At 59.0% G+C, this 13,899-nt stretch carries 9 protein-coding genes; all 9 read right to left on the reverse strand.

From position 1 onward, the window contains the following. Positions 1 to 32 precede the first annotated feature (32 nt). Complete coding sequence (locus tag GEOBRER4_RS15480; RefSeq protein WP_185243064.1) at positions 33 to 1,871, reverse strand: peptidyl-prolyl cis-trans isomerase; 1,839 nt, start codon at positions 1,869 to 1,871, stop codon at positions 33 to 35. A gap of 121 nt (positions 1,872 to 1,992) precedes the next feature. Next, a complete protein-coding gene (locus GEOBRER4_RS15485) occupies positions 1,993 to 3,120 on the reverse strand; it encodes a hypothetical protein (protein ID WP_185243065.1) in 1,128 nt (375 codons plus the stop codon). Further along, a complete protein-coding gene (locus GEOBRER4_RS15490; protein WP_185243066.1) occupies positions 3,095 to 3,682 on the reverse strand; it encodes a GNA1162 family protein in 588 nt (195 codons plus the stop codon). The genes GEOBRER4_RS15485 and GEOBRER4_RS15490 overlap by 26 nt, the downstream gene beginning before the upstream one ends. Before the next feature lie 20 nt (positions 3,683 to 3,702). Beyond that, positions 3,703 to 5,910 carry a hypothetical protein gene (locus GEOBRER4_RS15495; RefSeq protein ID WP_185243067.1) on the reverse strand — a complete coding sequence of 736 codons (2,208 nt, stop codon included), beginning with the start codon at positions 5,908 to 5,910 and terminating at the stop codon, positions 3,703 to 3,705. Between the two features lie 66 nt (positions 5,911 to 5,976). Further along, on the reverse strand, positions 5,977 to 7,380 hold the full coding sequence (locus GEOBRER4_RS15500; protein WP_185243068.1) for a YncE family protein: 1,404 nt from the start codon (positions 7,378 to 7,380) through the stop codon (positions 5,977 to 5,979). Positions 7,381 to 7,441: 61 nt separating this feature from the next. Continuing rightward, positions 7,442 to 8,752: a cytochrome C gene (locus GEOBRER4_RS15505; protein ID WP_226377807.1), complete on the reverse strand. Its 1,311-nt coding sequence runs from the start codon at positions 8,750 to 8,752 to the stop codon at positions 7,442 to 7,444. Positions 8,753 to 9,214: 462 nt separating this feature from the next. Beyond that, entirely contained in the window at positions 9,215 to 10,534 is a 1,320-nt protein-coding gene (locus GEOBRER4_RS15510) for a cytochrome C (RefSeq protein WP_185243069.1), read from the reverse strand. A gap of 380 nt (positions 10,535 to 10,914) precedes the next feature. After that, positions 10,915 to 11,868, reverse strand: a complete 954-nt coding sequence (locus GEOBRER4_RS15515; RefSeq protein ID WP_185243070.1) for an NHL repeat-containing protein — start codon at positions 11,866 to 11,868, stop codon at positions 10,915 to 10,917. A 98-nt stretch (positions 11,869 to 11,966) separates the two neighbouring features. Beyond that, positions 11,967 to 13,892: a tetratricopeptide repeat protein gene (locus GEOBRER4_RS15520; RefSeq protein WP_185243071.1), complete on the reverse strand. Its 1,926-nt coding sequence runs from the start codon at positions 13,890 to 13,892 to the stop codon at positions 11,967 to 11,969. Between the last annotated feature and the right edge of the window lie 7 nt (positions 13,893 to 13,899).

Here is a 13,899-nt window from a genome sequence, read left to right on the forward strand (position 1 = left end):
GGGCTAATTTTGGCATTTTAACCAATCCGGCATTACCGCGATTCAAGGTAAATCTTCACGGGATAGGCTTCCCTCAGCTTCTTGAACCATTTCTCTATATCCTGCGTCATGTTCAGCCAGGCAACTTTCTGGCCGACCTCATCTTTCACCTCTTCCAAAGGACGCGGTTTCGCCTCTTCTTTCTCCTTGATGAACAGGGCATAGGCATACCCTTCCGGGCTTTCATACAACCTGTAGTCTCCTTTGCGGGCGCCTTTCACCACCTTCTGCATCTGCTCCGGCATGTTCTGCAGCGTAAGTGCCTCATCGTTGAACTGGAGCAGGCCACGCGCGTTCTTAGCCACCTGGCCGTCCGCGTTGTTTTTTAGCCAGGCGAAATCCACTCCCTCCCTCAACTTGTCGATCGCTTTCTGTGCATCCCCCTCCTTGGTGAAGGCGATGCCGGCTATCTGAAAGGTTTCCGGCCCTGCGTAATCCGAAAGATGCTTCTCGTAATAGTCCTTGACCTGGGTCACCGTGAAGGTGACGTCGGGTTTGACAACCTTTTCTATAAAGGCCCCGAACAGCACCGAAGTCTTGTGGTCCTCGATCCTCTTCAGATACTCTTCAGACTTGTCCAGCCTCTTCTCCAGGGCTTCCTTTTTGAAGACCCGCACCGACTCGAGTTCGTCGAGCGCCAGCAGTTTTTCCCTATTGAGCTTCTTCTCCTTGATCGCATTCTCGATGCCGTGGAAAAACTTGGAGTTCAGAGCATCGGCCAGGTCTCTGACGCGAATCGGTTCCTCCCCCTTGATGGACATAACCACCCGCTTGTCCGTGAGAAATTTCTCGAACCCCGGCTTCTTGGCCTCGAAATCAAGGGAGTTAACCAGTTTGGTGTTTTCCTTCGCGTACTTCTTGACGAGTTCGGCCTTGTACCCCTTCAGGCTGTCGAGCTTCATCTGGCTGAGCACCTTGCTGCGTGCCTGCTCCAGGGCCTCTGGATTATCGATATAGCGGATTTCCTCGACCTTGGCGATGATGAAGCCGTTCGTGATCTCGATGATGGGGCTGACGGCCCCGGCTTTGACGTCGGCGAGCTCCGCGCTGACGATGGGCCCCAGGGCTGCATTGGTGGCGAACTGCCGTTCGTCCTGCCCTACCGCTTCAGCCCTTCCTTCCTTCAGGACCTTGTCGCGCAGCTCCTCAAATTTCTTGCCGTGCTTAATTTCCTCGAGGAAGGCCTTGGCGTCCTTCTCCTTCAGGAACATCACGCTTTTAAGCTTCATTTCCTTGATCGCGTCGCGGTATTCCTTTTGGACCTTCTTCTCGTCCGGCTTGATGTCCTTCACCCTTTCAAGGAAAAGAACCTGCCTCAGTTGCTGATCCGCGAACTTTTCGAGGTTGCTCTTTATTTCAGCCTGCTGGTCGAGCTCCATGTTTTTCGCTTCTTGCACCACGAGCTTGACGTTGATCAGGCGCTCCAGCGGCTCCATGAAATTTTTCTTCGCCGAGACTTCCTTCTCCTCGGTCATCTTTTCATGCAAGGACATCAGGGCTTTTTGCAGGTCCCCCAAGGTGATTTTCTCGTCGTTCACTGAGGCTAGAGGCACATCGAAGAAAAGTGGGGAGTAAAACGGTGCCTTCAGGTGGATGTAGACCCCGTCGGCCCTGGCCTCGTCGCTAACCGGCTTTGTGACTGCAACCGATTCCGTTTTAGCCGTACCAGCTGTGCCGGCTTCCGGGGTTGCGCCTTTCGGCTCGGGGGTCTGAACCGGTTGCGCGACTGCCTGAGGTGCGGGCTGCTCAGATGCGAAGCCCGGGACTTCCATGCACAATACCATGCCGGCCATAACTGCAACGGTTCCAGTAGTAAGTAACTTAGCTTTCATTGCTCCTCACTTTCCTTTGGTTGAGTAACGTATGACTCCAAACGACGATCAATCTAGATAAATTCGGAACGAATAGCAACCTCAAAAACGCCCCTGTCCTCCCGGCGGAAAGCTGTTTGACCTATCTCGCCCGCACCATGTTCAGTACCACGCTGCGCGCCATCTCCTCAGCCATGACAGCGGCATTGTTCTGTTTGCCCCGGTCGAAAAAGTAAACGCCGTCTGTCCCCATATTCGAACTCTTGGATTTGAACACGACCTTGCGGTCGGACTTCCGCATCAGCAAGGTGGTGAAGTCGACCACAGGGGTTCCGTTGCCGCCTTGCGGATCGTAATAGTCGAACACCGTCCCCGAAAGGACATAGTCAGCCCCAAGGATATAGGTGAGGATGTCAACATCCCTCGCCGAGATGCCTTCGCGCATGATCATGCGGGAACTGAGCATCTTCTCCCGGACAACGCCGGGCTCGATGGGTTCGACGCTCCCGGTCGCGAGCAACTGGCGGATGAAATGGAGCTGCATTATCTCGCCTGAGCGTTTTCTTTGGCTTGCGTTGTACAGGGGCACGACGGCTACCGTCGCTTTTTCCGCCTCCCGCATGGGTGATTGGTTGTACATCAGTTTGGGACTAAAGCGCCGCTCAACAGCGCCGTCAGAGACGTAACGCCGCTGCTCGTCAAGCCAGTTGCCGAAGGAATCGGCCAAATGCCGCAAAGCCAGTTCCTGTAGCGTCTCGTAATCCTTGATGAGGCCCAGGTCGAGCAAGCCAGGGGCATCGTCCCCTGCCATGCCGACGCTGTCCATCCAGAGGATCCTCGGCGTCTCCTCGGTCGAGACAACTCTCACGGTCACGGCAAGCTTGGGCGGATACATCTCGCGATAATATTCCAGGGAGGTGATGAATATGGCGCCAGCGCCGGCCTCCTCCCGGAAGGCTTTCGCAGAGACGGAATCGACCCCCGAGACAGACCGTATCCGGTGCTCAGTCAGGATCTTTTCCCGCGTCGCATCGGTGATCAAGGGAATCTCGAACTCCTGAAGCTTACTAAGCCACGCCTTGCCGAATTCCCTGGTAGGGGCATAGGCTCCGGTCAGGTTGTCGACAGGGAAAACGACAAACGTGAACCCGGGAGGGGTCGCGGAACCTGCCGGTTGTGCGACTTGGTGGGCAGCACACCCTGGCAGGCAGATCAGGGCGGCCGACGCCAGGATGGCGACCTTTCTAAAAAAGTTTGCCCAGGAGATCATAAACCGCCTTTTCCGTGATGACGTTGAGCGGCTGGCCGCCGCCTCCCAACAGGCGGTCACTAATGCTGATCCCCCCCTGGGTTGAGTCCCCCGACCAGATGACCTTACCTGTCTGCCCTTCGATCATCTGCATGCTCATCGAAAGAACGTTGGCTGTGGCGGTCCCAGACCGCAGGTCACCATATTCACGGATCACCCCGGTAAAAACGGCGTCTGTCTTGGTCGCCTTGCAGAACTTGACCACCTCGTCAGCTGTGGGGCTACTGGGGTTGGCGATGCCGGAATTGACGATGCCGCGCATGACTTCACCGGGGGGGGTCACGTAGATGCCGCTGCTGGCCATGAGCGCCGTGCTGAAGACGTCACGGACCCTGTCCGCTGCCTGTTGCTCCCTGGTAAGGTTGGCAAGCGGCATGACGGCCACGGAGCGCACCGCACCGAAGTCCATGGTGGAGTCCAGGTAAACACCGGTTTTGCCGCCGCAGCCGGGGAGCAGCAGCGCCACTGCCAGCAGCATGCAGAGTACGAGGTTCCATGCTCTCATCTTTCTAGGGTTTGTCATATTGTGGAGCTCCTATAAGGCTAGAGTGTTATCCGCAATTGGGCGCTGAAGGCTCTAGTATCGGTTGAGCCGGACAAATCGCTTGTCGTCTGCTGGACGCTGTAGGATGTATCCAGGCTGGCGCCCGGGCGGATATTCCACCTGAGGCTGGGCGCCACGCTTTTCGTCTTCTGGTTGCCTGTGGAGTCGAGAACTTCGCTATACCCGAATGCGAACTGCAAATCGCCGTCTCGGAACGGGGCCCAGCCGATGCTGTAATTTTGGAGCGTGACGTTAGCCCTGTCGTTTTGCATCGTCAGGCCGTATCCGCCGGTAAGATAGAGAGCATCGAAGGGTCGATAGGTCGCATTCGCCGTTGCGGTTCGCGTATACGTTTTGCTGTCGGGCTTCCCGCCACCGCTTTGCAGCCCGGTCTGGTCCTGGTAGCTGAGGCTCACAGTCACGTACCTGTTCGGCACGATATCTGCGCCGAAGGTGAAGGTGACCGCGTCCGACACCTCGCCGGTGGACCGGCTGGTGGTGCTGTACCCTGCGGCGAGGACGGATGAGAGCCCCTGGTAGAGCTGGGCCGAGTTGTTCAGGAATATCGAGTTGTTGATCACCGTCCCCCCCTCGGCGAACTCGGTCCTGCCGCCATAGACCAGCGAGTGCGTCAGGGTCGGCAGCGACATCAGCGAAAAGGCCGCGTTGTAGGTCAGCGTGTTCCTGATTTTGCCTTCAGGGTCGAGGCTGAACTCTTCGGTCAGACGGCTGTTCAGGGAGGCGGCGTCGCTGACGCGGTAGACCAGGGAAAGCCCGTTATTGACCAGCGTGGTCGTGCTGAGCGACGCCTGGTCCGTCTTGCTGTGGGCAAAGACCAGCCCGAGGTCATAGGAGACGTTGGGCGAAAGCAGCGCCCTGGCGTTGAAGTTGAAAATACCGCCGGAACTGCTGGAAGAAGCGGATTTACCTGGGGCCGCCTGCAGGACAGTGAAAGCCTGCAGGCTCTTGGCCATGATACTGTCCTGGTTGATGTCCACGGGAAACGGCGCCGTCAACTTGACCGGCGTTTCGACAATCTTGATGTACCTGGTTCGCACCACAGGGAAGGTGAAAACGAAACCGGTCTGGTCGGAGCCCGGAGCGGCCGGGTTGCTGCCGGCGCGAACCTCCAGCGTGACCCCGGACGGGATGGACCAGTTGATCCCGTCCTTGCTGGTGTAAAGCTGCCAGGTGAAGAGCCTCCGGTAGCCTTCGAGGCTGCCGACGCTTGGGTTCGTCCCGCTTAACGTCGTCGAGCTCACTGCCAGGAAGAGGGTGCTCACGTCGGTATCCGAGGCGAAGGACATCCCGATGTTGTTCTGGGTGGCAACCTGGTCCCCCCCCACCTGGGGGAGGACCAGGTTGAGAGACTGGAAGCCCTGCAACTGCCCCTCGGTAACCGTCGGACTCACGTTGCCGGTGATTAGAGACAACAGCTGTCCAACCTGGGGAAGGTAGCCGGTCGCACCGCTGTCGCCCTTAGAGGAGATTTGCGAATTCTGTATATTGAAGTTGTAGCTGGTCTGGTAGGTTACCTGCTTCCACGGCAGCTTACCCGCATAGGCGGCGCGTACGGCGTTATTGAGCAAGGTGTTCTCCGACTGGAGCAGATGGTCTTGCATCAAGCTGTAGCCGCCGCTGTAGTTAAGTTCGAGTCCCTGCGACGATCTGTAGTTGCTGGACCAAGTGAAGTCGTCGAGCGAGATATTCTGCATGACGCGGTTTTCGTCGTACAGATCCCTGTGCCCGTAATTGAAGGACAGCGTGGGCAGGTCCGACGGGTTGAGCCCGAAATCGAAGGTGTAGATATCTTGAATTTCCTTGGGAGCGGAGACGCCGTTGGCGCTGGACATGTCCTCCCTGCGCCTGTAGCCGATGCCTGAACCGACAAAAGGGTTTCTAAGGCTCAGTTCCAGATATGGGCTGAGGCGCTCCGCGGTCGACCTGCTGTCCCGCCCTTCGAAACTGCCATGTTGGGTGGTTTGTTCAAAAAGTCCCCCCCCCTTGAGCTGCAAAGACGGGTACAGTGACCTGTCGAAAACGAGGTTGTAGCGTTGCAGGAAGTTGCTGCTACTGCTGTTGGAGGTTGCCCCCGATATGTCTCGGGCCTTGTTGTTGGCGCTGCCGAAGCCATACTCCAGGAAGCCGCTAATGCCATCGGCAAGGGCAGCACCGGGCGCTGCCAACAGCGTCAAGACCAGCGCCAAGGGCACTCCGTTCTTCACCACCGGGGACACCGTCGTCACTTTCTGACTACGAATCAGCACTCCCGGTTACCTCGCGCCCATTATGGCAGACCAGTTGGGTGCGCTGCCGGTGTCCATAAGAAAACGGTTTTTCTTGCTAATCAGGTTGATGCTCTGAAGGGCGTTCTTCTCCGGCAGCACCAACAAAAGGTTGTTTTCATCCGCGTCTATGAGCATGTAAGACGCCCAACCTCCCGCTTCAAGGAAATCGATCGGTATCAGGGAAAAAGGATCATAGATCTCGATAATGGCGCTGTCTTTTTTGGCCACGTACAGGCGATCGGTGGCGCGGTCTACCTTGATGGCGCTCACCCCGAGCCCAGTGTAAATCCTCTTCAGCACAGTCAGGGACGCGGTATCGTAAACCAGCAAGGTGGGAGACCACTGGTGAAAGACATAGAGTTTGTCCCCCTGCCTGTTGAAATCGCCCCGGACCGGCACAGACTCGGTCGACACGGTGGCAAGGACCACCCGCGCATTTACATCCAGCACGGAAAAATTGCTGGATAGGGTGTTGAAGACGTACGCCCTTTTGCCTTGGGGGTCGAGGATTATACTAGCCGGGCTGTTGCCCACCTTGACCCGGGTCGACTCGAAATTGGAGTTGGGGTCGATGAAGCTCACCGAGTTGGTGCCCTGGTTGACCACCATCAGCGTCGCCCGGTCGGGGGTGAGGAGCGCGTCGCTGGGCTGGTCGCCGTTGTTGAGGCGTATGGTGTTGACAGGCTGGCCGGACCGGATGTCAATGACTTCGATGGCATCGTCCGCCGAGGCTACCACGTAGGCCCGCAACTGCTCCTTATCGAATACGACGGTCTTAGGCGCGCGCCCCGTCGCTATGACATCTAGAGCTTCGCCCGATCTTTTGTCGAAAACGGTGATATCGCCGGCGGCATAATTGGTGACATAGCCGGTCAGGTTCGTCAATGGTTTAGGCAAAGTGCCGAGGACGAAGATAGGCATGAACCCTTGAACTCTCCGCAGTGACTCCCCCACCTTGAAGGACAGGGAAAAAAGATCCGCCTGTCTACGCTTCACTGTGAAAGGGAATACCTGCAGCTCCCGCTTCTCGTCGATGGCCAACTCGTTCTCGCCCTTTTCCCCAGCCAAAAACGCCTGTTCCGCCTGGAAGTAAAAACCCTGATACTGGCCGGGAGGCAGAAAGCCGTGCGCCAGCAGCCGCTGCCGGTCAGAAGTTCCGGGCCTCAAGTCCGGGAGCATCACGGTGAGCGGCACCTCGGCGCCGTCTCCTTTTACCGCGATCACTTGTTTGAGGCGGAAACGCAGGCCTGTCGCCTCTTGCGGCAGCGGCTGCGCGTACAGGTAGACTTCACCGTCTTCGGTCGGCACCGGCTTAAGCCTGGTCACCTGCGATGTGCAGGCGCCACAGAGCAGAAGAATCAGAAGTATCGCAAACGTCTTGATAGGCATTCTCATCTCTCCAGGCGAAAGGCTTTCCGGATGTGGGCAGAGCCGCCGCTGCATGCACGGATCATTGCGGCAGCGTCGAGTGACACTTGTAGCAAAGCTTCTGCTGGTTGGGGTCGAACCTCGTTTCGGGTATCTGGTAGTATCCCTGCAGCGCCTCGGCCTCGGTGCGCCCCTGTCCGTAGGGCTGGTAGAGCGCCCCCTCTTCGGAATACTTGCCGTTACGTTCGATTTGCGCCGTGTTCGTATTCCACCTGGCGCCCCTGTCCCAGGCGCTCGCGTGAGCACGGTGGCAGGAAAGACACATGACCGAAGGTGTGCCGTCCGCGCTGTCCGGCCCCTTGGTCGGGGTATTCCCCAGGATGCTCTGCATCACGTAATAGCTGCTGGTGCCGATTTCAAATGGAACCAGGGAGATGTACGCTGTGGCTTGTGTTCCCGTCAGGTCGCCGGTCTTGACGTAACTGTCGTAGTAGGCGGTCATCACGGCATCGAGCGTACCAGTGGAACTTCCGGAGGCGGATCCCGAGGTGGGATGCTGAAAGCCGAAGCTGCCGTTGTGGATGTTACCGGTATGGCAGTTCCGGCACCAGTCCGACATCCCGGAGCCGTAGGCCACGCGGGTTTGGGAAGTCGCTTCGGAACGGTTGGCGGTCAACGGCGCCAACGCGACCGGCGGGGGGTACACAAATGCCAGGGAGCCGCCAACCCCCTTGGGGGCGTAGCCTGAGCCGGCCAGCATCCGATAGGAACCGACCGAAGTCTGACCGTCCGGTGCGGGACTGACATCGAACGAGCCCGAGGACTTAATGGGGCGTCCTTCCGTGGTGACGGTGCCATCCAGGTTACGGCGGTACTTGCCATGCGGATCATGGCAACTGATGCATGAAAGCGACTGGGAAGGATAAACCCCTCCGGGCGCGGTAAGGTTGGTACCGTCCGGTTGGTATCCGAAATCCAGCGAGACCACGTTGTGGCCATGGCGTTCGCCAGGGCTGGTGTTGAGCGGTGACACCATATCCGGATACCAGGTGAAGGTCTTCTTGAGCCAGGCGAAGTCACCTCCGGGGCTCAGCTGTTTGGGCGGGGCGCCCGCCAGGATCTCGCCGTCGGGGGTGCTGACGTGGAAGGTAGTCGGGCCGGTGAGGTTGCTCGCCTGGTGGCATAGAAGACATGTGGAGGTCGCATCGCTTCCCTTGAGCAGTGCCGCACCGCCGGCGCCCACGTTGGTCCCTTCCTTGGAGTTGTGCATGGTATGGCACCCTTCGCACTCACCTACCCCGCCGGAATGAAACCCTAGAGCCGGGTGGGAAGATATAAGAGCGCCGCAGACCGCACCGAAGAGAAGCAAGGCGAAAAGTTTGGATATCCTCAAGAGTGACCTCAGGTTGAAAAGCATGGATCAAGCCCCCCACGCAACAGCCTTACGTCTTTTGACGGCATGTCGCCCCACTGCCTCCGCCATAAGACCAAGGTCACATGAGGGAATGGCGAGATCCCGATCCACGGTGCTACCCCAGCCTCCCCTGCCGTAACCCGGGGAAGTAGCGATTTTGCTGTTTTTTGCAAGGCAGCGAGGACTGAAAAGAAGGACAAGCTGACCCGGCCGGTCGGCAAAGGTTCAGCACGGCGACCTAGGGGAGCGCTTACTTTTTGCAATTAACATTCCATCTGCACAAACAGCCCCCGGTCACCGACGGCCGGACCGGAACCGAGACGCGACGCTATGCTAGCTGCAACGCGCCCCAAAGTCAAAGGATTATGGTAAAGAAAAGGCAAAAAAAGGGCCGGCATTGAGCCGGCCCTTCATGGCATGACAGAGTGTCAGACTGAAGTACTAGTCTTTAGCGTGGCACTTGTTGCAGTAGTCACGAGCATACGGTCCGAAGAGGGTAGCCGGACGGCCGTTGTAAGCGTTGGTCTGCTGGGTGACGTCGTAGCCGGTGTTGATTTTGGCCTCGGTGGTGCTGCTGTCGTATACTGCGGCGTTGGTTGCGTCAGCGACGGTCATGAACTCGTTGCCCAGGTAGTAGCGGGCCATGCTCTCGAAGCCGGAAGCGTGAGCGCGGTGGCAGGAGAGGCAGAGCACGTTGTTGCTGGTGCTGGCGGCAGCGGGAGCGGCCTGGAACGCCTTCAGTGCGGTGTAGGAAGCCGGGGTGCGATCGGTCATGCCTACTTCGAACGGTGCCAGGGCGCTGTAGCCATTGGCAGCCGGGGTGCCGGCGATGCCGGAAGAAACGTAGGCATTGTAGTTACCAGCGATAGCGGCGGTCAGCTTGGCGCCGTTGCCAGCCGGGTGAACCGTGCCGCTCGCACCGGAGGTAAAGGTGCTGTTGTGCATAGCGGTGTGGCAGTTAGCACACCACTCGGACATGCCCTGACCGTAAGCGACCTTGTCAAACGTACCAGCGATGGTGGTGTTGACGCCGTTGTAGCTGCTCGGAGCGACTGCGTCCGGGGACGGGTTGGTGAAGGCGAAGGAGCCAGCGAGGGACTTCGGCTGGTAGCCTGCGCCGGCAAGGAGACGGTACACGCCGACTGCGGAGACGCCGGTGATCGGGTCTTTGCTGTTGGTGTAGGAACCGGAGTTGAAGATCGGCGCGCCGGTCGTGGCCTGGGAGCCGTCAGCAAGACGACGGTACTTGCCGTGGGGATCATGGCAGGAGGAGCAGGCCAGATTGCCTGCCGGGTAGGTGCCGCCAGGAGCCGCGGTCAGGACTTTGTCAGCGGTGTAGCCGAAGTCGGTAGCGATGACGTTGTGGCCGTGGCGATCGCCTTCCCAGGTAGTTGCCTTGCCGCGGATGGAGCCCGTCATGGATTTCTTCAGCCAGGCGAAGTCGCCGCCGGGGGTCATTTCGACCGGAGCGGAGCTGTTGTTCGGGGTTACACCTGCGGTGGAGATGTGGTAGCCGGTCGGTGCGGTGTCTGCAGACTCATGGCAGTTAAGGCAGGCGCCGGACTGATCCTGAGCTTTCAGGAGGTACGGGCCGGACTGGTACTGAGTCATACCGGTCACGTTCGCTGCACCTTCGAACGAGTTGTGCATGGAGTGGCAACCTTCGCACTCGGCGACGCCGCCGGAGTGGAAAGCAAGGGCGCTACCAGCGGTAGCAAGACTGAGGACTGCTGTTGTTGCGAGAATCTTGGTCAGTTTCATTTTTCTCTCCTTTTTAGTTTGTACTGCCAGTGAGATTTCAACTGCATTACATGGTGCTACTCGAAACTTTGCTGCTTGACCGACTTTGTCATCCATATAGCACGTCACATGCCAAGCGTAAAAAAAAAATGTCTTCCGTTTACTTTCAACTATTTAGCGCAAGGGGGCATTTCATCCTCACGGCCGACCCCGCGTTTTACCCGTGCTTTGGCCGGAAGCCACCGGCTATTTCGCCGCCCCCCAGCCATACCACCGTCCCGGGCAGCGCCCCATCTGCTGGGACCGCGCCTACCGACAACCGCTGCATCCCAAAACAGAACAAGCCCCGCCTTTTGCAAGGCGGGGCTTGTTCGTGTTGAAACGGCTAAAAGTCGGGGATATCAGTCGCCGTAGCTCAACTGATAGATATTCACGCCCCGACGCCTCATCTGGCTGACATAGACACGGTTGCGCACGGGGTCCACAGTGATCTCGCTGGGTACGATAACATTACCGGGCTGGGTGCCGCGGTAACCGAACTCTTTAACGAATTGGAACTCCTTGTTGTAGATCATGATCACAGCGCGCAGTTTGTCGGTAATGAGCAGATTGCCGTTGCGGTCCGAGGCGATTCCCCCGGGGACGCCGAACTTGCCCGCGGAACTCCCCCTTTTGCCAAAAACAGCCAATTCGCCATCGAGAGTACCGCGGCATGCTTTGCCGTACGAGGACGCGACGAAGAGCATGTGTCCGTCGCGGTCGACGGTGAAGCCCCCCAACCCTGCGTCGGGACGGTGATCGTCGGACACACGCATCATTGCCCCGAGATCGTAGCCCCTGATGAATTCACCGTCCGCATCCACGACGACGACAAACATACCGCCCTGGTCCACAAGGTAGATCTCACCGTGGCGCACGATCATGCGGCCGGGGCGAGCTTCGGCGAAATCGGGGGGGACATGCCGCAACGGTACCGAAGAAAGCGGCTCGCCGCGATAATTGCAGGTGACGATGCCATAGTCCCCTTTCTTGTTGGTCAGCAGCAGGATGTTCCCACTGTCGTCGAGTGCAGCGTCATACACTCCGCCCAGTTCGCGGTCGTAGTCGACGTGGAAGGTCAGCATGCCGCTGGGGTTGTAGATATCCAGCCCGCCACTGGTGGAGACGTAGACCTCGCCGCGCGCCTCATCCACGAAAGTCCTGGCGGCGTTGTATGGGATGATCCCGTCGAAGTCCGACAGGTTGAAGAGATAGGCGGCGTTGACGTCCGCAGCCAGCGAAGGTGCCGCGCCAAGTAACAGCAGCGACACCGCCGTCCTTAAGGACCGTGCTAAGCGAGATAGTGTGTAATCCATAACCGTTCCCTTCTCAGGTGTAATCTCCGCGCGAACCAGCTGCGGAGTCTAAGCCGACATCCTCCCGGTGTCAACCACAGAGCTGTCTTAGCCAGCCGTTACTTCCTGCCGATCCTCTCCAGCCAATTGCGGGCCGCTACTGTGTCGGGACGGATGGCGAGAACCCGGTTGAATTCCAGGGCAGCCTCGTCAGGACGCCCCAACCCCGCCAGGGCGACCCCCCTGTTGAAATGGGCCTCCACCGAGGCCGGATCGATGGCGACGGCACGGTTGAACGAATCGAGCGCCTCCGCCAGGCGTCCCTGTTTCGCGAGCGTCACTCCCAGGTTGATCGCCGTCTGCGAAGAAAGCGGCGCCAACTGCCGGGCCGCCTCCTCGTGCTCGAGCGCCTCCTCCGGGCGGCCAGCCTTGGTAAGCTCGGCGGCGAGCGCCAGGTGGACCTCTGGAAGCCTGGGGTCAATGGCAAGGGCCTGCCTTAACTTGGCAATGGCCTCTTCGCCGCGGCCAAGCCCCGCCAAGGCCTTCCCCATCCCTTCCATAGCGATGGCGCTGTTGGGCGTAATCTCCAGGGCTTTGTCATAATACATCAGTCCGTCCTGGTACTTCCCCCAGCGGACGCTGAGCGCACCCAGGTTGCTGTAAGCAATGGAGGAGCGAGGATTGATGCGCAGGGTTTCCTGGAACTGCCGGTAGGCCCCGGCGAGATCCCCCCTCGCATCCAGGGCAATGCCGTAGTTGTTGGTGATGAGGTAGTTGTCATGGGTGACCGCGAGGGCACGGCGGCAGATGGCGATGCTGTCCTTCCAGTAGTCCAGTTGCCGGATGCTCACCGTGGTCAGCGCGGTGAGTGACACGGCTCCGGCTGCGAAAAGAAACGCTCGCTGCACGTGCCACCCTTTAGTCAGGTCGGCGACGAGACAGCAGATGGCGAGGAAAATCCCAATCAATGGGATGTAGGTGTAGCGGTCCGCCATGGACTGTCCACCAACCTGGATCAAGCCGATCACGGGGAGCAGCGTCACCAGGTACCACAACCAGCCGGTGGCCAGGTACGGGTAGCGGCGGCGCAGGATAAAAACAACCGCGGTGAGCATCGCAAGCATGAGCGCAGCTGCGACCGGCTGCCACAATGGTACCGACTGCGGGAAGGGGTACAGGATTGCGAGCCCCCGGGGCCAGAACATGAGCCCGAGGTACTTCGCGCAGGCGACCAGAGAATTCTCCACGCGCAGATAGACGGGGGCTTTGGCCAGGGTCGCCATCGCCCCGCCATGTTGCTGTCCGTAGATGGTGATGATGGAGGAGAGCGCGGAGAAAAGGAAAAAGGGGATCTTCTCCTTCACCAGCACGACAAGCGTTGTAACCCTCGCGGTGCCGACACCTGCCCCGCCCGTTTCCACCTCGGAGAACAGACGGCGAAAGGGCCAGTAATCTAGCAAAAGAAGTACCACGGGAAGGGTCACCAGCATCGGCTTCGCCATCAGCCCCGCCACGAAGGTGAGCAGGGCGCCTAGGTACGGACGCGGACCCGGTCTTTTCACATAGCTAACCCAAAAATGAAGCGACACCAGCATGAGTAGGCAGCTCAGCACGTCCTTGCGCTCGGCAACCCAGGCAACCGACTCCACGTGAAGCGGATGGAGGGCGAAGAGCGCGGCAACGGAGAAGCCGAGCCAGACACCTCCGACGGCCCGGACCAGGAACAGGAACAAAAGGAGCGCCGCCGCGGCATGGATCGCGACGTTCATCAGATGATGCCCGGCAGGGTGCAAGCCGAAAAGTTGTACGTCGAGCATGTGGGACAGCCAGGTGAGAGGGTGCCAGTTCGACATGGCGGTAGCGGTGAACGCCCAGGAGAAGCCGGCGGCGCTGAGTCCTTGCTGGACCACAGGATTCTTCGTGACGTAACCGGGGTCGTCGAAGTTTATGAAATCGTTGCCGGCGGTCTTGGCAAAGACCGCGAGGGTGGCGACGACGAGGATAACTGCAAGAAGGATCGTTTTCTTCGCATCGTTTTTCAGCATAGGCGCG

Source organism: Citrifermentans bremense (genome assembly GCF_014218275.1).
Lineage (GTDB): Bacteria > Desulfobacterota > Desulfuromonadia > Geobacterales > Geobacteraceae > Geomonas > Geomonas pelophila.

What these genes read in the sequence shown, in the direction of transcription:
- GEOBRER4_RS15480 (WP_185243064.1), bottom strand. Translation starts at nt 1,871, where the DNA reads ATGAAAGCTAAGTTACTTACTACTGGAACCGTTGCAGTTATGGCCGGC.
- GEOBRER4_RS15485 (WP_185243065.1), bottom strand. Translation starts at nt 3,120, where the DNA reads ATGATCTCCTGGGCAAACTTTTTTAGAAAGGTCGCCATCCTGGCGTCG.
- GEOBRER4_RS15490 (WP_185243066.1), bottom strand. Translation starts at nt 3,682, where the DNA reads ATGACAAACCCTAGAAAGATGAGAGCATGGAACCTCGTACTCTGCATG.
- GEOBRER4_RS15500 (WP_185243068.1), bottom strand. Translation starts at nt 7,380, where the DNA reads ATGCCTATCAAGACGTTTGCGATACTTCTGATTCTTCTGCTCTGTGGC.
- GEOBRER4_RS15510 (WP_185243069.1), bottom strand. Translation starts at nt 10,534, where the DNA reads ATGAAACTGACCAAGATTCTCGCAACAACAGCAGTCCTCAGTCTTGCT.
- GEOBRER4_RS15515 (WP_185243070.1), bottom strand. Translation starts at nt 11,868, where the DNA reads ATGGATTACACACTATCTCGCTTAGCACGGTCCTTAAGGACGGCGGTG.
- GEOBRER4_RS15520 (WP_185243071.1), bottom strand. Translation starts at nt 13,892, where the DNA reads ATGCTGAAAAACGATGCGAAGAAAACGATCCTTCTTGCAGTTATCCTC.